Source organism: Trinickia terrae, from assembly GCF_005144415.1.
In the GTDB taxonomy this organism is placed as follows: domain Bacteria; phylum Pseudomonadota; class Gammaproteobacteria; order Burkholderiales; family Burkholderiaceae; genus Trinickia_A; species Trinickia_A terrae.
In genome coordinates, this window is sequence record NZ_SWJE01000001.1 from 276,711 (window position 1) to 298,823 (window position 22,113).

22 protein-coding genes and 2 pseudogenes are annotated in these 22,113 nt (G+C 64.4%); 13 read left to right on the forward strand and 11 right to left on the reverse strand.

Annotation, left to right across the window (positions count from 1 at the left end):
• Positions 1-3: 3 nt before the first annotated feature.
• The 3 genes from FAZ69_RS01220 (at position 4) to FAZ69_RS01230 (ending at position 2,873) form a co-directional block, all read left to right on the forward strand.
• Complete coding sequence (locus FAZ69_RS01220) at positions 4-1,062, forward strand: aromatic ring-hydroxylating dioxygenase subunit alpha (RefSeq protein WP_136892115.1); 1,059 nt, start codon at positions 4-6, stop codon at positions 1,060-1,062.
• A 12-nt stretch (positions 1,063-1,074) separates the two neighbouring features.
• On the forward strand, positions 1,075-2,025 hold the full coding sequence (locus tag FAZ69_RS34300) for a PDR/VanB family oxidoreductase (RefSeq protein WP_136892116.1): 951 nt from the start codon (positions 1,075-1,077) through the stop codon (positions 2,023-2,025).
• A gap of 68 nt (positions 2,026-2,093) precedes the next feature.
• The gene (locus FAZ69_RS01230; RefSeq protein ID WP_206171164.1) at positions 2,094-2,873 is read left to right on the forward strand and encodes a GntR family transcriptional regulator; all 780 of its coding nucleotides are present in this window, start codon (positions 2,094-2,096) and stop codon (positions 2,871-2,873) included.
• A 618-nt stretch (positions 2,874-3,491) separates the two neighbouring features.
• On the opposite strand, the gene FAZ69_RS01235 is transcribed toward FAZ69_RS01230, so the two are convergent.
• Positions 3,492-4,508, reverse strand: coding sequence for a 1-aminocyclopropane-1-carboxylate deaminase (locus FAZ69_RS01235; RefSeq protein ID WP_136892117.1), 1,017 nt, complete (start codon positions 4,506-4,508; stop codon positions 3,492-3,494).
• Positions 4,509-4,647: 139 nt separating this feature from the next.
• On the opposite strand from FAZ69_RS01235, the gene FAZ69_RS01240 reads away from it, so the two are divergent.
• From FAZ69_RS01240 to glnA, 4 genes are all read left to right on the forward strand, one after another.
• Positions 4,648-5,157, forward strand: a complete 510-nt coding sequence (locus tag FAZ69_RS01240; RefSeq protein ID WP_136892118.1) for an Lrp/AsnC family transcriptional regulator — start codon at positions 4,648-4,650, stop codon at positions 5,155-5,157.
• A 124-nt stretch (positions 5,158-5,281) separates the two neighbouring features.
• Entirely contained in the window at positions 5,282-5,575 is a 294-nt protein-coding gene (locus FAZ69_RS01245) for a GYD domain-containing protein (protein ID WP_136892119.1), read from the forward strand.
• Positions 5,576-5,657: 82 nt separating this feature from the next.
• Positions 5,658-5,873 carry a hypothetical protein gene (locus tag FAZ69_RS01250; protein ID WP_136892120.1) on the forward strand — a complete coding sequence of 72 codons (216 nt, stop codon included), beginning with the start codon at positions 5,658-5,660 and terminating at the stop codon, positions 5,871-5,873.
• Positions 5,874-5,941: 68 nt separating this feature from the next.
• Positions 5,942-7,447, forward strand: a complete 1,506-nt coding sequence (glnA, locus tag FAZ69_RS01255) for a type I glutamate--ammonia ligase (protein ID WP_136892121.1) — start codon at positions 5,942-5,944, stop codon at positions 7,445-7,447.
• 78 nt (positions 7,448-7,525) lie between these two features.
• Here the strand turns inward: glnA and FAZ69_RS01260 are convergent, their stop codons facing one another.
• Positions 7,526-8,593, reverse strand: coding sequence for a hypothetical protein (locus FAZ69_RS01260; protein ID WP_136892122.1), 1,068 nt, complete (start codon positions 8,591-8,593; stop codon positions 7,526-7,528).
• 338 nt (positions 8,594-8,931) lie between these two features.
• Between FAZ69_RS01260 and FAZ69_RS01265 the strand changes: the two genes are divergently transcribed.
• Genes FAZ69_RS01265 through FAZ69_RS01275 form a run of 3 tightly spaced genes read left to right on the forward strand, consistent with a single transcriptional unit; the run spans position 8,932 to position 11,258 of the window.
• Positions 8,932-9,249 carry a cupin domain-containing protein gene (locus tag FAZ69_RS01265; protein WP_136892123.1) on the forward strand — a complete coding sequence of 106 codons (318 nt, stop codon included), beginning with the start codon at positions 8,932-8,934 and terminating at the stop codon, positions 9,247-9,249.
• A 17-nt stretch (positions 9,250-9,266) separates the two neighbouring features.
• A complete protein-coding gene (locus FAZ69_RS01270) occupies positions 9,267-9,557 on the forward strand; it encodes a putative quinol monooxygenase (RefSeq protein WP_136892124.1) in 291 nt (96 codons plus the stop codon).
• 18 nt (positions 9,558-9,575) lie between these two features.
• Positions 9,576-11,258 (forward strand): MFS transporter, encoded by a 1,683-nt coding sequence (locus FAZ69_RS01275; protein ID WP_240702055.1) that lies wholly within the window; start codon positions 9,576-9,578, stop codon positions 11,256-11,258.
• Positions 11,259-11,626: 368 nt separating this feature from the next.
• Here FAZ69_RS01275 and FAZ69_RS01285 read toward each other — a convergent pair whose 3' ends face one another.
• Positions 11,627-12,523, reverse strand: coding sequence for an alpha/beta fold hydrolase (locus tag FAZ69_RS01285; protein ID WP_136892126.1), 897 nt, complete (start codon positions 12,521-12,523; stop codon positions 11,627-11,629).
• Between the two features lie 114 nt (positions 12,524-12,637).
• Here FAZ69_RS01285 and FAZ69_RS01290 point away from each other — a divergent pair, with 114 nt between their 5' ends.
• Positions 12,638-13,057 carry a secondary thiamine-phosphate synthase enzyme YjbQ gene (locus tag FAZ69_RS01290; RefSeq protein ID WP_136892127.1) on the forward strand — a complete coding sequence of 140 codons (420 nt, stop codon included), beginning with the start codon at positions 12,638-12,640 and terminating at the stop codon, positions 13,055-13,057.
• Positions 13,058-13,079: 22 nt separating this feature from the next.
• Here FAZ69_RS01290 and FAZ69_RS01295 read toward each other — a convergent pair whose 3' ends face one another.
• From FAZ69_RS01295 to FAZ69_RS01325, 7 genes are all read right to left on the reverse strand, one after another.
• Positions 13,080-14,102 carry an ABC transporter permease gene (locus FAZ69_RS01295; RefSeq protein WP_136892128.1) on the reverse strand — a complete coding sequence of 341 codons (1,023 nt, stop codon included), beginning with the start codon at positions 14,100-14,102 and terminating at the stop codon, positions 13,080-13,082.
• Between the two features lie 50 nt (positions 14,103-14,152).
• Positions 14,153-15,694, reverse strand: a complete 1,542-nt coding sequence (locus FAZ69_RS01300; protein ID WP_136892129.1) for a sugar ABC transporter ATP-binding protein — start codon at positions 15,692-15,694, stop codon at positions 14,153-14,155.
• 67 nt (positions 15,695-15,761) lie between these two features.
• Entirely contained in the window at positions 15,762-16,688 is a 927-nt protein-coding gene (locus FAZ69_RS01305; protein WP_136892130.1) for a sugar ABC transporter substrate-binding protein, read from the reverse strand.
• A 110-nt stretch (positions 16,689-16,798) separates the two neighbouring features.
• Positions 16,799-17,608, reverse strand: a complete 810-nt coding sequence (locus FAZ69_RS01310) for a TIM barrel protein (RefSeq protein ID WP_136892495.1) — start codon at positions 17,606-17,608, stop codon at positions 16,799-16,801.
• Between the two features lie 108 nt (positions 17,609-17,716).
• The gene (locus FAZ69_RS01315) at positions 17,717-18,964 is read right to left on the reverse strand and encodes an NAD(P)/FAD-dependent oxidoreductase (RefSeq protein ID WP_169708521.1); all 1,248 of its coding nucleotides are present in this window, start codon (positions 18,962-18,964) and stop codon (positions 17,717-17,719) included.
• Positions 18,964-19,299 (reverse strand): non-heme iron oxygenase ferredoxin subunit, encoded by a 336-nt coding sequence (locus FAZ69_RS01320; RefSeq protein ID WP_136892132.1) that lies wholly within the window; start codon positions 19,297-19,299, stop codon positions 18,964-18,966. Before FAZ69_RS01320 ends, FAZ69_RS01315 begins: the two co-directional genes overlap by 1 nt.
• Positions 19,300-19,334: 35 nt before the next feature.
• Positions 19,335-20,396, reverse strand: coding sequence for a fatty acid desaturase (locus FAZ69_RS01325; protein WP_136892133.1), 1,062 nt, complete (start codon positions 20,394-20,396; stop codon positions 19,335-19,337).
• A gap of 209 nt (positions 20,397-20,605) precedes the next feature.
• On the opposite strand from FAZ69_RS01325, the gene FAZ69_RS01330 reads away from it, so the two are divergent.
• Complete coding sequence (locus tag FAZ69_RS01330; RefSeq protein ID WP_240702056.1) at positions 20,606-21,682, forward strand: LacI family DNA-binding transcriptional regulator; 1,077 nt, start codon at positions 20,606-20,608, stop codon at positions 21,680-21,682.
• Between the two features lie 25 nt (positions 21,683-21,707).
• Here FAZ69_RS01330 and FAZ69_RS01335 read toward each other — a convergent pair.
• Positions 21,708-21,887 (reverse strand): annotated as a pseudogene (locus FAZ69_RS01335) (NAD(P)/FAD-dependent oxidoreductase); the annotation flags it as partial.
• Positions 21,888-21,892: 5 nt separating this feature from the next.
• On the opposite strand from FAZ69_RS01335, the pseudogene FAZ69_RS01340 reads away from it, so the two are divergent.
• Positions 21,893-22,057, forward strand: a pseudogene (locus FAZ69_RS01340) (helix-turn-helix domain-containing protein); the annotation flags it as partial.
• Positions 22,058-22,113 lie beyond the last annotated feature (56 nt).

Below are 22,113 nucleotides of genomic sequence, written 5' to 3' on the forward strand. Positions count from 1 at the left end.
GGTATGTTCCTGAAGAACACCTGGTACGTCGCCTGCACGCCAGACGAGATCGAAGGCAAGCCGCTTGGCCGCCGCATCTGCAACGAGAAGATGGTGTTGTTCCGCGGTCCCGATGGCGCTGTCGCCGCGCTCGAAGATTTCTGTCCTCATCGCGGCGCGCCGCTGTCGCTCGGTTTCATGCGCGACGGCCAGCTCGTGTGCGGCTACCACGGCCTCGTGATGGGCGCGGAAGGCAAATGCGCATCGATGCCGGGCCAGCGCGTCGGCGGCTTTCCGTCGATCCGCCGTTACCCCGCGGTCGAGCGCTACGGCTTCATCTGGGTCTGGCCCGGCGACCCGGCGCTCGCCGATCCCGCGAAGATCCATCACCTGGAGTGGGCCGATAACCCCGAATGGGCGCACGGCGGCGGCCTCTATCACATCCACTGCGACTACCGGCTGATGATCGACAACCTGATGGATCTCACGCACGAGACCTATGTGCACGCGTCGAGCATCGGCCAGGCCGAGATCGAAGAAGCGCCGCCGCAGACCAAGGCCGAAGGCGAGAGCGTCGTCACGAGCCGCTTCATGGAGAACATCATGCCGCCGCCGTTCTGGGCCGCGGCGCTGCGCGGCAACGGCCTCGCCGATGACGTTGCCTGCGACCGCTGGCAAATCTGCCGCTTCGCGCCGCCGAGCCACGTGATGATCGAAGTGGGCGTCGCGCATGCGGGCAAGGGCGGCTACCACGCGGCGCCGGAGCACAAGGCGTCGAGCATCGTCGTCGACTTCATCACGCCCGAAACGGAAACCTCGATCTGGTATTTCTGGGGCATGGCGCGCAACTTCAAGCCCGAAGACACGGCGCTCACCGAGAAGATCCGCGAGGGCCAGGGCAAGATTTTCGGCGAGGATCTCGAGATGCTCGAAGCGCAGCAGCGCAATCTGCTCGCCCATCCCGAGCGCAATCTGCTGAAGCTCAACATCGATGCGGGCGGCGTGCAGTCGCGCCGGATTCTCGAACGGCTGATCGCCGAAGAGCGGCAGGCTGCCGCCGCCGTTGCTGCTGTTGCGTCATGAGAGGGGGCGAGCATGCAAGTCAGAATCGCCCGTAAATTCCAGGCCGCAACCGATATCTGCGCATTCGAGCTTGTCAGTGCCGACGGCCGCGCGTTACCCCCGTTCACAGCGGGTGCGCATGTCGACGTCCGCGTTGGCGGCGGCATCGTCCGTCAGTATTCGCTGTGCAACTCGCCGAGCGAAACGCATCGCTATCTGATCGCGGTGCTGCGCGACGCGAATTCGCGCGGCGGATCGGTGGCGATGCATGCGCTCGAAGAGGGCGGCTTGCTCGAGATCGGCGAGCCGAAGAATCATTTCCCGTTGAACGAACGCGCAGGGCATTCGCTGCTGCTCGCGGGCGGCATCGGCGTGACGCCGATTCTCGCGATGGCCGAGGCGCTCGCCGCGAACGGCGCATCGTTCGAGATGCACTACTGCACGCGAAACGCCGCGCGCACGGCGTTTCGCGAGCGGCTTGGCGAGGCCAGTTTCGCCGGTCGCGTTCATCTATACTTCGACGACGCTCGCGACGGCGAGGCTCGTCTCGATCTCGCCGCGCTCTTCGCATCGCGCGCGCTCGACACGCATCTCTACGTATGCGGCCCGGCCGGGTTCATCGCCGCGGTGATGGGGGCCGCGAAAGCGGCAGGCTGGGACGATGCGCGCGTGCATCGCGAGTTCTTCGCGGCTGGGCCGCAGGAAGGCGGCAACGATGGCGCGTTCCAGGTCAAGCTGTCGACGAGCGGCCGCTTGATCGAAGTCGCGCCGGACGTGACGGTGGCTGCCGCACTCGCCGCCGCGGGCGTCGATTTGCCGACGTCGTGCGAGCAGGGTGTCTGCGGCACGTGTCTCACTCGCGTGCTGTCGGGCGAGCCCGATCATCGCGACGTCTACTTGACGGATGAAGAGAAGGCCGCGAACGATCAGTTCCTGCCGTGCTGCTCGCGCTCGAAGTCCCCGGTCCTGGTGCTGGATCTGTGACCGTTGGCGTCGATCGAGGCGCGAGGGAAGCACGTACGCGGCTTGAAACGATCGAATCGAGGGATCAGATGGAGCAACACGACACGATGCCTGGCGATGCCGCTGCATCGGGGGCATCGTCGCAAACAGTCAAGGCGCAGCTCGGCCTGCGCGAGCTGATTCTCGCGGGCGAACTCGCGCCCGGCGCGCGCATTACCGAGCTGTGGGCGGTGGACCGTCTCGGCATGTCGCGCACGCCAGTGCGCGCGGCGTTGATGCGCTTGCAGGACGAGGGACTGCTCGAAGCCGTGCCGTCGGGCGGCTACGCGGTGCGCTCGTTCAGCGGCGCCGAGCTCTACGATGCGATCGAAGTGCGCGGCACGCTCGAAGGGCTGGCCGCGAGGCTCGCGGCGGAGCGGGGCGTCGATCCCGCGCTGATGGCGTCGCTGCGCGATTGCGTGGCGGATATCGATGCGTTGCTCGAAGATCCGCCGATGACCGAAGCCAAGTTTTCGCAATACGTCGAGCTCAACGAGCGGTTTCATCGCTTGCTGGCGTCGGCGTGCAACAGCAGCGTCGTCGAGCGTCAGCTTGCGAAAGCGATGGCGCTGCCGTTCGCGTCGCCTAGCGGGTTCGTCAAGGTGCAGGCTGTCGCGCCCGACGCGTATCAAGTGCTCGTCGTCGCGCAGGCTCAGCATCGCGCGGTGCTCGATGCGATCGAGCGCCGCGAAGGCGCGCGCGCCGAGGCGCTGATGCGCGAGCATGCGCGCATCGCGCACCGCAATCTGGAGAACGCGCTGAAGAATCAGTCGGCGCTGTCGCAGTTGTTTGGGGCCAATCTCATTCGGCAATGGGGGGCGGAGGTTTGAGATGCTAAGGAGCGCGAGTTTGAGGCTTTCGTAAAACTTGAATTCGCGGCGGTCCGTATGGTCCGTCCCTCCCCGGGACCGGGGTCACTTTGGTCTTGCCCAAAGTAACCAAAGGCGTGTCCTCGGCGGACGGCCTTGGCCCGTTAGCACTCAGTTCTGTCAGCGATAGCGGTCTAGGGCAAGCGTCACCGCTCGCCGCGCGTCCCGTTAGCACGCGGCACGGGGTTGCGCTGCGTCGAAACAAAGCAAGCGCATCAGTTTGGCGACGCCGCATGTTGACTACGATTGAGAACAAGCACGAGCGCACGGCGCAGCATCGCAAGACAAACGTCTTTGGGCCTTGCCTGACCATCAGTATTGATTTGATTCGACTCTGCGCAATTCCGTGCCGCGTGCTAACGGGACGTGCGGCGAGCGGTAACAGTGGCCCCAGGACGATACCGCGAACAGGACTGAGTGCTCTTCGGCCGAGGCCGTCCGCCCAGGACACGCCTTTGGTTACTTTGGGCAAGACCAAAGTGACCCCGGTCCCGGGGAGGGACGGACCATACGGACCGCCGCGATATCAAAGTTTTTGCGAAAACCTAAAAGGCAAGAACAAAAAAACCAAAGCCAGTTTCATCCATCCCGAAAGATGAAGCTATAAGCGCTCAACGCAGGCACCCCGCCAAGATGCGCATAGAGCACCTTCGACCCCTCGGGAAACTCGCCAAGCCGCACCTTGTCGATCATCCCGTGCATCGACTTCCCTTCGTAGACCGGGTCCGTCAGCATGCCTTCGAGGCGCGCGCAAAGCCGGATCGCTTCGAGCGTGCCTTCGTTCGGCAAGCCGTATTCCGGGCCGCCGTAGCGCGTATCGAGCACCACGTCGCGCTCGGTGATGTCGCGTCCGAGATCGACCGCTTCGGCCGTGCGCTTCGCGATCCGCGTGATCTGCTCGCGCGTCGCCTCGGGCTTGGCCGACGCATCGATGCCGATCACGCGGTCGGCGCGTCCGTCCGCCGCGAAGCCGACGACCATGCCGGCCTGCGTGCTGCCCGTCACCGAGCAGACGACGATGTAGTCGAACTTGAAGCCGAGCTCGGCCTCCTGCTGGCGCACTTCCTCGGCAAAGCCGACAAAGCCGAGGCCGCCGAGCGGATGATCGGAGCAGCCCGCCGGAATCGCGTACGGCTTGCCGCCCGCCTGGCGCACGCTTTCGAGCGCGTCTTCCCAGCTCTTGCGAAAGCCGATGTCGAACCCGTCCGGCACGAGGCGCACGTCCGCGCCCATGATGCGCGACATCTGGATGTTGCCGACGCGGTCGTACACGGCGTCGGAGTAGTTGACCCAGTTCTCCTGAACGAGGACGCACTTCATCCCGAGATGCGCGGCGACGGCCGCGACCTGTCGCGTCTGGTTCGATTGAATGCCGCCGATGGAAACGAGCGTGTCGCAGCCTTGGGCGAGCGCATCGGGAATCAGGTATTCGAGCTTGCGGGTCTTGTTGCCGCCGAAGGCGAGGCCGCTGTTGCAGTCGTCGCGCTTGGCGTAGAGCTGGACTTTGCCGCCCAGGTGTTCGCTCAGGCGTTTGAGCGGCTGAATGGGAGTCGGGCCGAACGTGAGCGGGTAGCGGGGGAATCGTTGCAGATTCATGACGTGTCTCCTCGGTGGGTCGCAATGGAGACAATGATAGGGACGTTGCCGGGAAATGAGGTTGCGAAATAAATTTCGTCGACGTACTTTGGATCTACATGAAGCTGTATTGGCCTAATTAAATTTCTCAAGATGAATCATGTGCGCAATAAAGAAACGCAGCGAACTCGCCGATGACACCGGCATGCTCCAGCAGCTCGACCGCATCGACCGCGCGATCCTCAAGCAGCTTCAGAACGACGCCTCGATCTCGAACGTCAGCCTCGCGGCGAAGGTGAAGCTGAGCGCGCCCGCCTGCCTGAGGCGCGTGGAGCGCTTAAAGGAAATGGGGCTGATACGAGGCGTGGTGGCGCTGCTCGACCCGAAGGCGCTCGGGGCCGGCATGCTCGTCGTGATCGGGGTGGTGCTCGACCGCTCGACACCCGAGTCGTTCGCCGAGTTCGAGAAGGCGGCGCAAAAGGTGTCCGGCTGCATGGAGTGCCACGTCGTGACCGGCGAGTTCGACTACTTCATGCTGGTGCGCACGCGCGACAGCGAAAGCTTCAACCGCCTCCACGCGGAGCAACTGCTGTACTTGCCCGGCGTGCGGCAGATCCGCAGCTTCATGGTGCTCAAGGAGATCCTCTCGACGACGAAGTTTCCGCTGTAATGTCCGTTGCATGCGCGCCCATTGCCTACAATCCATTCACGCGCACGGCGATTTCGCACGCAGCAGGGAAGCAGTCGCGGACCCGCTTTGCGCGATTTCTGTTTTCGTCGCAAGGAGGGCTGCCATGGCGACTTATGTGATCCTCGCTAAATTCACGGATCAAGGCATCAAGACCGTGAAGAACACCCCGAAAAGGGCCGCTCAAGTGGCGGAAATGGCCACGGGCTTCGGCTGCAAAGTGACGAACGTCTACTGGACGCTGGGCGAATATGACGTCGTCGTCACCCTGGATGCGCCTGACGATCAAAGCCTTTGCGCCCTGGGCATGGCGATCGGCGCGCAGGGCAACGTCCATACGCAAACGCTGCGTGCGTTCACGAAGGATGAAATCGGCGCGATCGTCGCCAAGCTGCCGTAACGCGCGTTCGCGCAACTCCACTCAACCGCTTTCGTTGCCGCGCGCCCTACACTCGCGCGGCTTTTCTGTCATGGAGGTCACGATGAATGTCGCAACTCAAGCCGATGTGAAGGCGTTCGTGCAGACGGCCGAGCAGGCCGGCGGATTCGTCTGGGTAATTTCGCTCGTCGATTTCGCGGCGCGTGAAGTCAAGCGCGCATTGGTGTCGGACGAATCGTATTCGACGCCGGCGGCAGCCAGGGATGCCGGCGTCGCGCGCCTGGCCGCGCTGGCGGCGGATCGGCAGGCGCATGGCTAGACCTTCCTTGTTTTTACGCCACGACATACTAATTTGAACGGTATGAGGGTCGGAAAGAGGAGGCTGTCATGTCCTCGACGCAACGCGCTCCAGGTGCCCCTTTTGGTGCATCGGTCGAAGCCGGCAGTTTTCGCGTGACCCGGCCGCAAAGCGCCGGCGATGTGATGGGGTGGCTGCGGCAGCATGATGTCCAGATCGTCGATCTGAAATTCACGGACTTGCCGGGCCTCTGGCAGCATTTCTCGATCACGCTGCCCGAAGTGCATCCCGACCTCTTCAGCGCGGGCATCGGTTTCGACGGCTCGTCGATTCGCGGCTTCCAGGAGATTCACGAATCCGACATGCTGCTCAGGCCCGACCCTTCCACCGCGTTCATCGATCCGGTTTGCGGCACGCCGACGCTGTCGATGATCTGCGACGTGGTCGACCCTGTGCTGCAACGGCCGTACTCTCGCGATCCGCGCTACGTCGCGAAGAAAGCCGAAAACTACCTGCGCCAGACGGGCATCGCGACCACCTGCTATTTCGGCCCCGAACTGGAGTTCTTCATTTTCGATTCGATCCGTTTCGGGCAGGACCAGCACAGCGGTTTCTACTGCGTTGAATCGGCCGAAGGCGACTGGACGACGGGCCGCGACGAGGGCGCGTACGGCGGCGGCAATCTCGGCTACAAGGCGCGCTACAAAGAGGGCTATTTCCCGGTGCCGCCGCAGGACACGCTGCAGGAGATCCGCTCGGAAATCGCGTTGACGCTGCAACAGGCCGGCGTGCAAGTGGAGGTGCACCACCACGAAGTGGCGACCGCGGGCCAGAACGAAATCGACATGCGTTTCGCGACGCTCACGCGCATGGCCGACAACGTGATGATCTACAAGTACATCTGCAAGAACGTCGCGCGGCGGCACGGCAAGGTGGCGACCTTCATGCCGAAGCCGCTCTTCGCCGACAACGCGAGCGGCATGCATTGCCACCAGAGCCTCTGGAACGACGACGTCAATCTCTTCTACGACGCGCACGGCTGGGCGCTGACCTCGGAGGCCTGCCGCTGGTACATCGGCGGCTTGCTGCAGCATGCGCCTGCGCTGATGGCGTTCTGCGCGCCGTCGACGAATTCGTACAAGCGTTTGGTGCCGGGCTACGAGGCGCCCGTGAACCTGGCGATGTCGCAGCGCAACCGCTCGGCAGCCGCGCGCATTCCGATGTATTCGGATTCGCCGAAGGCGAGGCGCGTCGAATTCCGCTGCCCGGACCCTTCGGCGAACGCGTACCTCGCTTTCGCGGCGATGCTGATGGCCGGCATCGACGGCATCGAAAACAAGATCGACCCGGGGCCGCCGCTCGATCGCAACATCTACGACTTGCCGCCTGAGGAGGCGAAGAACATCCGCCAGGTGCCGGGTTCGCTGGAGGCATCGCTCGCGGCGCTCGAAGACGATCGCGCGTTCCTGCTCAAAGGCGAGGTGTTCACCGAGGACATCGTCGAGACCTGGATCGACTACAAGCGCAAGCACGAAATCGATCCGGTCAAGCTGCGCCCGCATCCATGGGAGTTTTACTTGTACTTCGATATTTGATGACCTCTGCGCGCGACGCCGTCGCTGCGGAACGGCCCGCAGCCACGGCGTCGCGCGGCAAGCAACGCGAACGCGCTGTTACTGGTCCTCTGTCGAGATGAACGCCATGCCGTGCGGGCTGACCATATTGGTCGCGAGCGGCAGGAGCGCGCCGCTGCTCATGTCGAGCTGGCCGACATAAGCCGGCACCGCCGGCACGCCGTTCGCAGCGGGTACGCCCGTCGACGCGGAGAATGCCGCGTCTTTCTGCCAGACGTTCGAGGTGATCTTGTAGATCTTGTTTGCCTTCGTGTCCGACACCAGCAGGTAGCCCTTTCGTGAGGAGGCGAATACCGTGTCGTCGATCTGCACGTTGCCGAGCAGCGGCAGGTATTGCGGCTCGGTGCCCGGGCCGCGCCACACGATGAGCTGGCCATCTCCCTGATCGTCGAGCAGGATGTCGCCCGACGGCGTCGTCGTCATCGAATCCGGGTCGGTCAGGTTGAGCCGCGTCACGTTGCCAAACGGAATGTTGGCGGCGGCAGGCATGCCGGAGAACACGGCGGAGACTTCGATCGTGCCGTTCGACTCGAGGATCGCCCGCACGATCGAGGGACCGTTGTTGTGGCCGCTCGCGTCGAGAGTGGGATTGGATGCGCTCAAGTAGGCTTGGCCGTCCTTGAATACGATGTCGTCGTAACCGCCACCGTGCGGCGGCTTGCCGAAGACATAGCGCGTGGTCCTGCCCGTCGACGAGTCGATCGTGACGAGGTTCGCATTCGCGTCCTCGTTTTGCACCGCCCAGATCTCGCGGTTGTAGGGATTGACCTTCAGGCCGTCGTTGTGTCCCGCTACGGTAATGCTCCTCAGGACATTGCCGTCTCTCGAGTATTCGACTATCTGGCTTTGCGCGTTGCCGGAACCATCCGGCGCGCCTCCGTTTGCATAGGCGATCCAGATGTGGTTATCGATCACGGCGATCGAGTCCGGCGCACTGGAGCCGGCGGGAGGCGAGGCGAAGACGCTGATGGTGAAGCCCGGCGTGGTGACCGGACCCGATGGCGTTTGCGCAGCGGCGCCGCCGGCCGCGAAACAGAAAGCGGCGAATGCCAGCGTGGTGCGATTCAAAATGCGGCTGCTTGAAACAAGCGGTCGAATGCGACGCATGTTTTGCTCCTGGGACGTTGACGCGATTGGGGGGACGGACATGTAGGACGGATCGGCCGTAATGGGCAGTAACGATGCGTAAGTTATGGAAGCATTCGAATGTGACTGAGGGGTGACGTGTGCGGAAAGAAAATCAACAAAAAATCGCTCGCGGAGCGGTTGAACAACCGTATGGATTTCGGCCGGTTCGGGGACGCTGAATGACAACGGACTTCGCCGCAAATAAGGCGGCACAGCGCAAGGGTTACGCACCGTCGCCGATACTCGCCGAGGTGGATTCAGTCCACGTGATCGGTTGAATCCGGCAAGCCGAATGACTGAACGCAAATGAAAAAGACTTGTATGAAAAGACGTGGCGCCCGGTTTTTTTCATGCCGATTTTTGTTGCCGGTATTCTTTTGGCGGAGGGCGGCACGGCCAGCGATGTTCAAGCGGCCGTGCCGGGCGTCACCGTTACGCCGCTCGCGCATACCACCCATTCGTGGGACGGCGGCCAATACACGCACTATCCGCAGGGCGTTCCGCTCGTCGATGTGCAGCGCGTCTATATTCCCGCGCACACGGTGCCGCCGTGGCATACCCACGCAGTTGTCAACGCTGTTTACCTTTTGAGTGGTGTGGAAGGGTTGCCGTTGCGTACTCTCGTTAAAAACTGATTTTCAAGGAATATGGCATGTCGGAAATTTCCGTTGTCGCTGTCAATGTTGCAAAGGCGGGTAAGGAAGATGAACTGGCCGCTCTGCTGTCTGGTCTCATTGCGCCTACTGCGAACGATGCGGGCATGATCCGATACGAACTGCATCGCGATCTGGACGACCCTGGCATCTTCGTATTTCATGAGATATGGGAGAGCCGCAAGGCATTGGATGCTCACTTGAGCACCGAGCATATCGCGAGGTACCGGCAACTCTCGCCGGACCTCGTTGAACGTAAGGAATTGTTCATCACCGCAAAAATTGGCTGATTGCACATGCCTCCTCACATGCGTTCCCCCGATGGCGCAGGCATGCTGCAAACGGCTCCGTCCAACCCAAGTGCGCAATCGGGCTCGAGCGCCGTTCCCAACTCGAGCACTCGATCGTTCGGCCAGTCGCTGCTGGCCATGCTGGGTATCGGCCTCGTCAACATGCTGGTGGCGCTCGATCAAACCACCGTCAGCACGGCGCTTCCTTCGATTGTCGCCACGCTGAACGGGTTCGGGTATTACACGTGGATCGCGAGCGCTTATCTTCTGGCGCAGGTCATTGCGGTGCCGATCTTTGGCCGGCTGGGGGATTACTACGGGCGCAAGCCGTTCGTCCTCGCGGCCATCGCAACGTTCACCATCGCGTCCGCGCTTTGCGCGGCGGCTCCCACGATGGGCGCGTTGATCGCGGCGCGCGCGTTGCAGGGCATTGGCGCGGGCATGATGACCGGAACCGCCTTTGCGTCCATTCCCGATCTGTTCCCGGATCCGAAGGCGCGCACGCGCTGGCAAGTCGTGCTTGCCGCGGCTTACGGCATCGGCACGTCAGCCGGTCCGTCCCTGGGCGGTTTCCTGACCGATCACTCCGGCTGGCGTTCGACCTTCCTGATCAATCTTCCCGTGGGATTGGTGGCCGCATGGTGCGTTCGGCGCTATCTTCCGCGCTTTGTGCCGGCCGCGCGCGGGGCTGTGCGGATCGATTACCTCGGCGCGCTGCTTCTCTCGCTCTCGCTTGCGTGCCTGCTGCTTGCCTTTGGCGAGGTGCAAAGCGCCGCGTTCCTGCCGCCGAGAGCGATCGTGATCGCCTGTCTGCCGGTGCTGTTAGGCCTGTTCTATGCCTGCGAAAAACGCGCTATCGCGCCGATCGTACCGCTAGGCTTGCTGCACAACCGGCAAATGATCATGCTCCTTTGCTTGTCGTTGCTCACGGGCGCGATCATGTTTTCGCTCATCTTTTACGTGCCGCTGCTGCTGCAGGCCGGGTTCAATCTGTCGGCAACCGATGCGGGGAAGCTGGCGACGCCCCTGGCAGGCAGCGTGGCAGTCGGAAGCCTGCTGAACACGCGCGTGGTGACGCGCCTGAGGCGGCCGGCGACCGTCCTGCTGATCGGCTTTTCGCTTCTCGTGCTGGCATGCGCCGGCGTCTCCGGGGTGACTGCGGGAAGCGGGCACGTGCTGCTGGAGATGTCGCTGCTTTGCGGCGGGATGGGGCTCGGGCTGATATTGAACAACCTGAACATATTTGCTCAAGAGACCGCGGGGCAACGGCAGGTGGGTATCGCGACGTCCCTGATTCAGTCCGCGAGAATGATCGGCGGACTCCTGGGTGTTTCGACGATTGGCGCATGGGTGTCGTGGCGCTACTCAACGCGTGTGGGCGGCGTGCTCGATGCGCTTTCCGGTCGAACCGCGAGCCGGCCTTGGGCCGCGTTGTTCGACGATCCGCAGGTGTTGGTCGATCCGCACAAGCAGTCGATGGTCCTGCATCGGCTGGCGAACGCGCCGTTCAGCGGGGATCAAGCCGTCGAATCGCTGCGGCAGATGTTTGTGGCTGTGCTGCACTCGGGTTTCTACTTGACGGCGGGGCTGGGGGCTCTTGGGTTGGCGATCGCGTTGACTGTATTGGATATCGAGTTCACGAAAGACACGCCAGCGGCCCGCGATGAGACGCGAGGCGTGGGAACGAGTGAGATTGCGTGAGTTCGGCAGGGAGCTTGCGGCCGTCGGAAATCAACGGATCAGACAAATCGATTGTCTTGAGCGCCAATCGGCATTTAGCCATGCCGAACCGGCGAGCCGCATGTACGATAGAACTCGTTGATCCAATGAGTTTCGGGAGGCGCCATGAAAGCGGTGTGCCCGCTGCACGGGCCAACGACAATCGTCGGCACGAATGCGTTCGGGTTTCCGGTTTATGCGTGCTGCTGCGAGGATGTGCCCCATTTGGCGCCGCCAGACGCATGCACGAGGGCGCCGACGCAAAGCGGATCCGCTCCGCAGCAGCAACCTCAGCAACCGAAGGCGCAAAAAGAATGACGCTGACGATCAGCCTGCTGCCCCTGTGCTGATCAATGCCGCCGCAAGTGCTCGATGACTGCATCCGCCACCGCGTCCGGCGCTTCGCGTGGCGGAAAGTGTCCGGCGCCATCGATGACGATGCGCCGATATCCCGCTGAAAAATGACCCTCCTGGCCTTCCGACGTGGCCGGCTCGTCGCAGAGATCCGCGCCGCCCTGGATCATCAGTGTCGGCACGTCGACGGTCTCGATCGTGTGCAGCTTCGCGTACAGCGCGTCATAACGCGGATCGGAGAGTTCATCCTTGCGCCAACGGCGCCGATAGCCATTGAGCGTGATCGGCACCCAGTCGGGATTGTCGAAGCTCTCGGCGGTGCGTGCGAACTCGTCTTCGCCGAACCATCCGCCGGGCGACCACGTGTCCCACTGAATCCGCGCGAAGCCCTTGGGATCGCGACGCACGGCGTCCGGCCCGCCGTCGAGCGACATGAACCACTGATACCAGAAGCGGCGCGCTTGCGAGAAGTCCGGTAGCACGAAAGCGCCGCGCGGCTGAAACGCCAGCGCGATCGCAGCGATGCTGTTGACGCGCTCGGGGAAGAGGGCGGCGATGGTATAGGCCGCACGCGCGCCCCAATCGTGGCCGACGACTTCGAATCGCGCGAGACCCAGTGCGTCGGCCAGATCGATCGCGTCCTGCGCGAGCGCGACGCCCGAGCCGTCGCGCACCGTATCGGGGGACAGGAACGTAGTTTGCCCGCTGCCGCGCAGGTTCGGCGTAATGGTGCGGAATCCGGCCTGGTTCAGCCGCGCCGCCACGGGCTTCCACGCGCGCGCCGCGTCGGGCCAGCCGTGCAGCAGGATGACGGGCGGGCCGTCGCCGGGCCCGGCGTCTTCATAGGCGATGTCCAGTATGTCGGTCAGGGCGTGTCCGATGCGCTCGTTCATCTCCGGTTCTCCAGGCTTCACGCGCGGAGGTTAAGCTTACTGCTAAGCGGATATCCGCGTGCAGGGGGCGAAAGCCGCCCAAGCCTGACTACAACATACAATAGGAGAGACCCCATGAAACAGGCCATCACTCACATCAGCGTGGACACGCGCGGACGCGGGCTCATGGAGATCACGTCGCAATTGCAAGGCTGGATCGACGAGCAAGGCGTCCAGACCGGCTTGCTGACGGTGTTTTGTCAGCACACGTCGGCGTCGCTGCTGATCCAGGAGAACGCCGATCCGTCGGTGCAGCGCGACATCGGCGCCTATTTCGAGCGCATCGCGCCGGAAGACCCGCTGCGCTACGAGCACGACACCGAGGGCTCGGACGACATGCCAGCGCACCTGCGCACCGCCTTGACGCAGGTGCACCTGGCGATACCGGTCGAGCGCGGGGCGCTCACGCTCGGCACGTGGCAGGGGGTCTATGTGTTCGAGCACCGCATCCGGCCGCAGCGGCGGAATGTGGTGCTGCATTTGCTTGGGGAGTAGGGGATAGGCCGGCTCCGCCGGCTCACTTCCCCCGCCGCTTCCGATACTGATCGGCCACCACCGCGGCAACGATGATCACGCCTTTCACGATCTCCTGAAGATACGAGTCGATCCCGAGAAACGTAAACCCGCTCGAAATCACGCCGAGGATCAACGCGCCGATCACCGTACCCGTGATCCTGCCGACGCCGCCCGCCAGGCTCGTGCCGCCGATCACCGCGGCGGCGATCGCGTCGAGCTCGTACGACATGCCCATGCCCGACTGGCTCGTCTGCGCCCGCGCCGACACCACGACGCCGGCGAGCCCCGTCAGCAGCCCCGCCAGCGTATACACCGCGATCAGGTTGCGTCCCACCAAAATGCCCGAGACGCGCGCAGCCTGCACGTTGCCGCCGATCGCATAGAGGCACTTGCCGAAGCGCGTATAGCGCAGCACCACGTGAAAGACGAGCGCCGCAACGAGAAAGATCGCCACCGGCTTGGCGCCGCCGCCGATCGCCGCGTACGCATCGGTGAAGCTGCTGATCGGCTGCCCGTGCGTGTAGTAGCGCGCGAATCCGCGCGCCGACACCATCATGCCGAGCGTGACGATGAAAGACGGCACGCCCGTTCGCACGATCAGCGAGCCGTTGACGAGCCCGCACAGTCCGCCTGCGAGCACGCCGGCCATGACCGGCACGATCACGGGCAGGTCGATGAGGCCCGGAAACACGACGCGCCCATAGCCGGCCGTTTGCGCGATGCTGCCGGCGATCATTGCGGAGAGCGCCACGACCGATCCCGACGAGAGGTCGATGCCGCCCGCGATGATGATCATCGTCACGCCGACGGCGATGAGCCCGATCTCGGAGACGCGCAGCACCATGATCAACAGTCCCTGCGGGTTGTAGAGGAACGATTGTCCGCGCTGGATCCATCCGAGCGCTTCGAAGACGAGTGCAATCGCGACGAGCACCAGCAGGATGCTGGTTTCCTGCGGCATGCGCCATTTTTGCCGCGGTGGCGCGGCGTCGAGTTCGGGACTGAGTACGGCGGAATTGCGCATGTTCGTCTCCTTGGCCATCTTCGATGGGGATAGTCCGTTTGCCCGGCGCGTCAGAGCGCTTCGCCCGACGCGAGCGTCATGATCGCTTCCTGCGTCGCGATCGGGCGCGGCAGGATGCCGTTGGCGCGGCGCTCGTGCATCACGAGGATGCGGTCGCTCATGCCCATCACCTCGGGCAGCTCCGACGAGATCAGGATGATCGCCACGCCTCGCTTCGCGAGCTGCGAGATCAGTGCGTGAATCTCGGCCTTGGCGCCGACGTCCACGCCGCGTGTCGGCTCGTCGAGGATCAGGATCTTCGGCTGGTTCAAGAGCCAGCGCGCGAGCAGGACCTTCTGCTGGTTGCCGCCGCTCAGGTTCTCGATGATTTCGTGAAGGCCCGGCGTCTTGACCGCGAGCTGCCGGCACATCTGCGAGCACGACGCATCGACGCGCCGCTGCCGCACGAAGCCGAGCGCCGAATGCTTCGGCAGCGCGGAGATCTGCATGTTCTCGCCGACAGAGAGCTTGAGAAACAGCCCGCTGTCCTTGCGGTCCTCGGTCAGAAACGCCATGCCGGCCGCAATCGCCTGCCGGGGCGAACGGATCGCCGTGCGCCTGCCGTCGATCAGCACTTCGCCGGCATCGGCCGGCCGCACGCCGAAGAGCGCTTCCATCACTTCGGTGCGGCCCGAGCCCATCAGGCCGGCGAAGCCGAGAATCTCGCCGTAGCGCAGCTCGAAGCTGACATTCGAGAACACGCCCGAGACGCCGAGGCCGCGCACGGCAAGCGCGACTTCGCCGTGCTCGACTTCGATCTTCGGAAACACCTGGTCGAGCTCTCGGCCCACCATCGCGGCGATCAGCGAGGTCTTGTCGAACTCGCTCGCGGCTCGCGTGACGATGTGATGGCCGTCGCGGAAGATCGAGATGTCGTCGGCGATGCGGAACACCTCGTCCATCTTGTGCGTGATGTAGATGATCGCCTTGCCGCGCGCCTTCAGGTCGCCGATGATCCGGAACAGGTGCTCGACTTCCCTGTCGGTGATCGCCGAGGTCGGCTCGTCCATGATCAGCAGGTCGGAATCGAACGACACGGCCTTGGCGATCTCGACCATCTGCCGGTTCGCGATGCTGAGCGTGCCGAGCGGCGTCTGCGGATCGATCTCGATGGCGAGCGCTTCGAACAGTTCGCTCGTGCGGCGGTTGAGCGCGTTGTGCTTGATGAGGCCCATCGCATTGCGCGGCTCGCGGCCGATCCAGATGTTCTCGGCCACGGTCATGCCGGGCACGAGGTTGAGCTCCTGGTGGATCATCGCGATGCCTTTGCCGAGCGCGTCGCGCGGGTTTTTCAGGGCGACGGGCCGGCCCTTGAAGAGAAGCGAGCCGGCGTCGGGTGCCTGGACGCCCGCGACGATCTTCATCATCGTCGACTTGCCCGCGCCGTTCTCGCCCATCAAGGCATGCACGCGGCCGGCGTGGATCTCGATCGAGACGTCGTCGAGCGCGACGACGCCCGGAAACGCCTTGCGGATATTGCGCGCCGCGAACAAGGGCGCGGCGTTCGAGCGGACTGCCAAAGAGGCGCGCTCGAGCGTGCTGAGTTCAGACATGACGACACTCCTTCAAGCTGAGGGAGCGGGGCACGCTGCCCCGAGGACATGTGCTTCTTTTCCAGGACTACTTGTTCAGGAACGTCTTGTAGTTGTCGGGCGTGACGAGCTGGTAGGGAATCCAGGTTTCCTTCGGCACGCTCTTGTCGCCGCCCGCGACCTTGAGCGCGGCATCGACGGCCTGCGCGCCTTGTCCGCGGCCGTCCTGGAACACGGTGACGGCGAGGTCGCCCTTGGCCATCGCGTTGAGCGCGTCCTTGGTCGCGTCGACGCCGCCGACGAGCACGTCCTTCGGCGAGACGCCCGCCTGCTTCATCGCGATCAGCGCGCCGAGCGCCATCTCGTCGTTGTTGGCCGCGATGGCGTTGAATTTCTTGCCCGCGCTGAGCCACTGGCTCACGAGGTTGATGCCCTGGCTGCGGTCGAAATTGGCCGTCTGCTCTTCGACGACATGGATGCCGGGGTTCTTCGCGACGATGTCCTTGACGCCCTTGGTGCGGTCGCGCGTGGCGTCGGTGGAGAGCTCGCCGAGCATGATCGCGACGTTGCCCTGGCCCTTCATCTGCTTGGCGAGGTAATCCATCTGCAGGTGGCCGGCGACGAGGCTGTCGGAGCCGACGAAATAGGCGCCGCCGCCCATCGGCTCGTCGGGCTTGCGGTTCACGTAGACGATCGGAATGCCGGCGCGGCGCGCGGTATCGGTCATGCGCTTGGTCGCCGATGCATCGGCCGGGTTCACGATGATCGCGGAAACGCGCTGCGAGACGAAGCTCTCCACCTGGCTGACCTGGCGTCCCACGTCGCCTTGGGCATCCTCGAAATCGAGCGTGACGTTCTGCGCCTTGCCTTCGGCGGCCATCGCGTTGCGTACGGTGGTGAGGAAGTTGTCGTCGAAATGCGCCATCGAGACGCCGATCGTCGGGTTGGCGAGCGCCGCGATCGGCGCCATCGATGCAAGGGAAAAAGCGCAAAGGGATTGGATCCAGCGGTTCATGCCTCGTCTCCAATGTATTGTCGAATTTGAAGGCACGGCTGCCGGTCTGGCGCCGGTTCATGCGCGTGCCGCGTGGTTTGCTGCTTGGTGTTGCGTTGGGATGCTCGCCGCTAGGCGGCTTTGAGTTGCCCCGTCACAACGTTTGCACGCAAATACGCGATGCTGTCGCGCAAGCGGGTTTCGATATCGGCGGCCCCGGCGATGATCTGAGCGAACGGCTCGAACGAGACGTGTCCGCGATAGCCGCGCGCGAACAGCGTGTTCAATTGGCCGACGTTGTCGAGCCGGTCTGCGGTGCCGACCAGCACGCGGTGTCCGTCGCGCATGTGGTCCACCGCGAGCTCGCTGTCTTCGACGCCCGAGACGTGCACGAGGCCCGTCAAGTCGGGATAGAAGATGTTTTCACCGCTCAGGTGATGATGGAACGTGTCGTGCACGAGCCTGAAGCGCATCTCGCCCGCTGCGTCGTAGATGGCCTTGACGGCATCGGACTTGCGGCGCACCGCGCATTCCTCGAAGCCCAGCGGCTCGATCAGGCCGACGAGGCCGCGATCTTCGAGAATCGGCTTGAGCGCTTTGAGCGCGGCCGTCAGGTTCGCGCGCCGCTCGGCGGCCGTGCGTTCGTCCTGGCGGCTGTTCGTCGGGCACAGCACGAGCGCTTGCGCGCCGCAGTCGGCTGCGTATTGCGCGAGCGTCGCCGCTTCTTCGGCACGGGTGGCGTCGAACAGGTCGAAGCGCTGCAAGGCGTTGATCGAGAGGATCGTGAGCCCATTTTCTGCAGCCACGGCCTTCACTTTGGCGGCGGGCGTGCCGTCCTCGATTTCGATGCCGCGCAAGTCGTTGCGGATTTCGATCGCGTCGACTTCGAGGCGGCCGCAGAGCGCCGCGAATTCATCGAGTGCAATGCGTGGCGCGCTCATGCGGTTCAACGAAAACTGCAATGCGGGGTTCTTCAACGGCGTCTCCTTGATGGGGTAGCTTCTTTCTTGCTCTCAGGTTATGTGCGCGGCAGGATCGATGAGGCTGCTTCAGGCGGGAACCGCTGCGAGCAGCGACTTGAGCCTGACCGACGGATCGGCGAGATCGCCCGCATCGACGCGCACGCCGCGCTCGATCAGCATCTGCGCGATGCGCACGTCGCGGCCCACCGCGCCCGTGCCGACGCCGCTCGCGGCGGCGAGCGCGCCGTCGGCGCGCAAGTGGAAAAGCAGCAGCGCATCGGCGGTTTCGCGTACGACTTGCTCGACGCCGAACTGCGGCAGCCCCGCGATCTGGATCGACAGCTCGTACTGATCGGACCAGAACCACGGCACCGCTTGATAACGGATCTCTGCGCCGGTCATGTTGCGTGCCGCGACGCGGGCCTGGTCTTCGGCGTTCTTCCAGCATTCGAGCCGGATGCGCGCGCCGTAGAGCGGATGCGGGAACGACGTGACGTCGCCCGCCGCGAAGATGTCAGGGTCGCTCGTGGCAAGACGTTCGTCGACGGCGATGCCTTTCGTATCGTGTGCGATCTCCAGGCCGGCAGCGCAAGCGAGCGCCGTGCGCGGGGCTGCGCCGATGCCGATCACAACCGTGTCGCAAGGAATCCGCTCGCCGTCCGCGAGACAGACTTCGCGCGCCGCACCGCGACCCGCGATTTCGGCGACTTGCGCGGCGAAGCGGAACCGCACGCCCGCCGCGCGATGACGCGCCTCGATCCGTGCGGCGATGGCGGGCGGGACCGCGCGCATCAGCACGCGCTGTCCCTCCTCGATCACCGTCACATCGCAACCCATGCCGCACGCGCTGGCCGCCACCTCGAGCCCGATGAAGCCGCCGCCGACGATGGCCAGGCGCTGTCCGGGCGAGAGGCGCGCAGCGAGGCTTCGGGCATCGTCCGCCGTGCGCAAGGTCATCACGCCGGCCTTCAGCGCGCCGTTCACAGCGAGCTGGCGCGGTTCCGCGCCGGTTGCGATGAGCAGCTTGCGATAGCTGACAGTCGAGCCATCGTCGAGCACCACCCGGTGCGCGCTTCGATCGATCTCGACCACACGTCGATCGAGCTGCACATCGATCGCATGCTGCGCGAAAACACCTTCGGCAAAAAGCGCACATTCGCCGATCGTCTTTTGGCCGGCGAGCACAGCCTTGGAAAGCGGCGGCCGGTCATAAGGCGCATGCGCTTCGCCGCCGATCAGCACGATACGGTTGGCATAGCCCGCCTCGCGCAACTCGACGCTCGCCCGCGCGCCGGCAAGACCGGCTCCGACGATGACGATGGCGTCCTCATGCATCACGATTCCCCTGCGAGCGGAACGCCGATCAGCACCGCATCCCCCTCGACGCGCACCGGATGCGTGCGCAGCCGCTCGCAGACGGGCGCACACAGCGGCTTGCCGGTGGCGATGTCGAAGCGTCCCTGATGGCGCGGACATTCGATGACGTTGCCAAGCACGATTCCATCGGCGAGATGGGCTTTTTCGTGCGTGCACCAGCCGTCGGTCGCATGAAAGCCGTCGTCGATCCGATAGACGGCGAACGTCGCGCCGCCATGATCGAAACGGATGACGTCTTCTTCATCGATGTCGCCGGTGCCGCACGCGACGACCCATTCACGTTGCTCAACCATTGCTTGTCTCCTGGATTATTTACGCAATCGGGCGCTTATTGCGCGGTGTGCGCCGCAGTTTGCGGCTCGACCTCGCGGCGAATGAAGTACGCGTTGTCGCGGCGCTGGCGGATCAGCGCGGGCACCATCTCGCGATACACGGACCACAGGTTCGGATACGGCGGCGGCGTCTGCGAACGGATCGCTTCGTGCAGGCGCGGCAGCGCGTAGTACGGCACCATCGGCAGCACGTGGTGCTCGATGTGGTAGTTCATGTTCATGTAGAGAAAGCGGAACACCGGATTGGTGTGGACGGTGCGCGTATTGAGGCGGTGATCGGTGACGTTCGCCGCGAGGCCGGCATGCTGCGTGAGGCCGAGCGTCTGGTGGAACCAGCCGCAATAGAAGCGCGGCGTCCAGACGAAGAGCAGCGGCAGGATGCTGTGGACCGATACGCACCACGCGATGAGCGCGATCATGATGGCGACGTAGGCGCGGCTGATCCAGACCATCTTGGAGCGCTCGCTGGCGGGCACGAAATCGGCGATCTCCGGGGCGATCGAGCCGCATGCGTGGCGCACGATCTTGATGACTTCCTTGGTGCCGCCCACGAGATAGAAGAAGTCGAGCAGGATCTCGACGAGGCGCGGCGGGTTGTCGACCTGAATCTCGGGGTCGCGGCCCGTGATGATCGTATGCGTGTGATGGCGCGCATGGCTCCAGCGCCACAACGTGGCTTCGCGGATCGTCATGAACGAGCAGAGCTGATAGAAGACCTGGTTGAGCCAGGTCGTCCTGAACGGCGTGCCGTGGCTGAGCTCGTGCCAGCGCGCGTCGCTCGAGCAGTAGAGCGTGCCGTAGACGAAGAACGCGGGCAGCGCCCACCAGGTGCCCCAGCTGCACGCGGCCACCGTGCCCGCGGCGGCGAGCAGCGCGAGCCACAGGCCGAAATTTTTGAGGCTTTCCGCGTCGCTGCGCTTGGTCAGTTGCTTGAGCGTTTGACGCGGGATCATCGGCCGAAACCAGATCTCTTCGCCGCCTTCGAGGCCCGCGGCGGTAGCGGGGCCGGTGGTGCGGGCCGTGGCGGCGGGCGCCGCGACGCTCTGTGGTGTGCTCATCGCCACTGTCTCCTTGGTTTGCCGGTCTGCGAGGAGGCGGCTCGCAAACGTGATTCGATGTGCGCAGCGTAGGCCCGCCAAGAGGCGCTCTCAACGAAAAGATTGACGTTTTTTCGTCAAGCTCATAGCGTCACGGAAAAACCATGGCGAGCCCGACGTGCCGCCGCGCCGCGCGTGCTGCACGGCAACGAAGGCGAAAGGAGACGAGCGTGACCCAAGGCAGTGAGAGCAAGCCCGGCGCCGCCGCGCGGCGCAAGCGCAGCGCGCGTTTCGAGGAGATCGCGGCGGAGGCGGGCGTGAGCATCGCCACGGTCGATCGCGTGCTCAACGAGCGCGGCAGCGTCTCGGCGGCGACGCGTGCGCGCGTCGTCGCGGCGGCCAAGCGCCTGGCGGTGCCGCGCATCCTGCCGGACACGCGGCATGGCCTGCTGCATGTCGACGTGCTGCTGCCGAACAATCCCACGCCGTTTTTCCAGCGCATGACGCTCGCGCTGCAACGTTCGATGCAGATGCTCGACAGGCGCATCGTCGTGCACCGGTCGGTGCTGCCCGAAGCGGACGACGACACGATCGCCGCCGCGATCCTCAATCCGCGTCACAAGCGGGCCGGCCTGATCGTGACGACGCACGACACGCCGCGCGTGCGCGATGCGCTCGCCGCTGCGATCGAGCGCGGCGAGCATGTGGTGACGATGGTGACCGACATCGCGACGCCGGGGCGTCTGCACTACGCGGGCATCGACAATTTCGCGGCGGGCCGCACGGCAGGCTATTTCCTCGGACGTCTCGCGAAACGGCCAGGCCATGTGCTGCTGCTTGCGAGCCGCCTGGACTACCGCGCGCACATCGACCGTATCGGCGGCTGCCGGGCGGCGCTCGAAGCGTTTCCCGAGCTCGAATGCGCGCCGCTCGCGGTCGAGATGTTCGACAACGCGGACCGCTGCTATCGCGCGGTCGTGGACGCGCTCAAGCGCGGCAATCTGGCGGGGATTTACGACAGCGGCTATGGATCGCCGGGCATCGAGGCGGCGCTGCGCCGGTACGGCACGCGCGGCGACGTCGTCTGGGTCGGGCATGAGATGCTCGATACGCATCGCGAGTACATCGAGGCCGGGCTGATGGACGTCGCGATCGACCAGGATCCCGACGGGCAGGTGATCTCGGCGTTGCAACATCTGTTGCGCGCATGCGGCGTCGTCGAGGATGCGCCGCCGGAGGGGCCGGTCGAGTTTCGCATCTTCTGCCCGGCGAACGTAAGGCGCAGTGCTTACTTGCCCGTGGTGTAGAAGGGCGGCGGCGCCTGCCGCGACGTTACGCGAACCGTGACGGCCGATAGGGATGCGCGTCGGTGAACGGCGTCTCGCCCGTCATCATTTCCGCGAGCAGGCGGCCCGTGACCGGGCCGAGCGTCAGCCCATGATGGTTGTGGCCGAACGCGAACCACAGGCCGCGATGCCGCGGCGCGGGGCCGATCACGGGCCGCATGTCGGGCCACGCTCAACGGGCTCGCGCGCGAGCACCGGCGCGAACTCGTCGAGGCCTTGTATGCCGAGGGCGCGTTTCGCGGCAAGAGCTCGGCGAACTACGTCGCCAGCGTGTTCGGGATGGGGCGGGCCACGGTCTACAAGCATTTGAAGCAGATGAAGGATGGCGCGGAGTGAGGCGTCGCGAGCAGCTGATTCTTCCGTCGACGTCGAAGACACGCGTCCTATAGCGC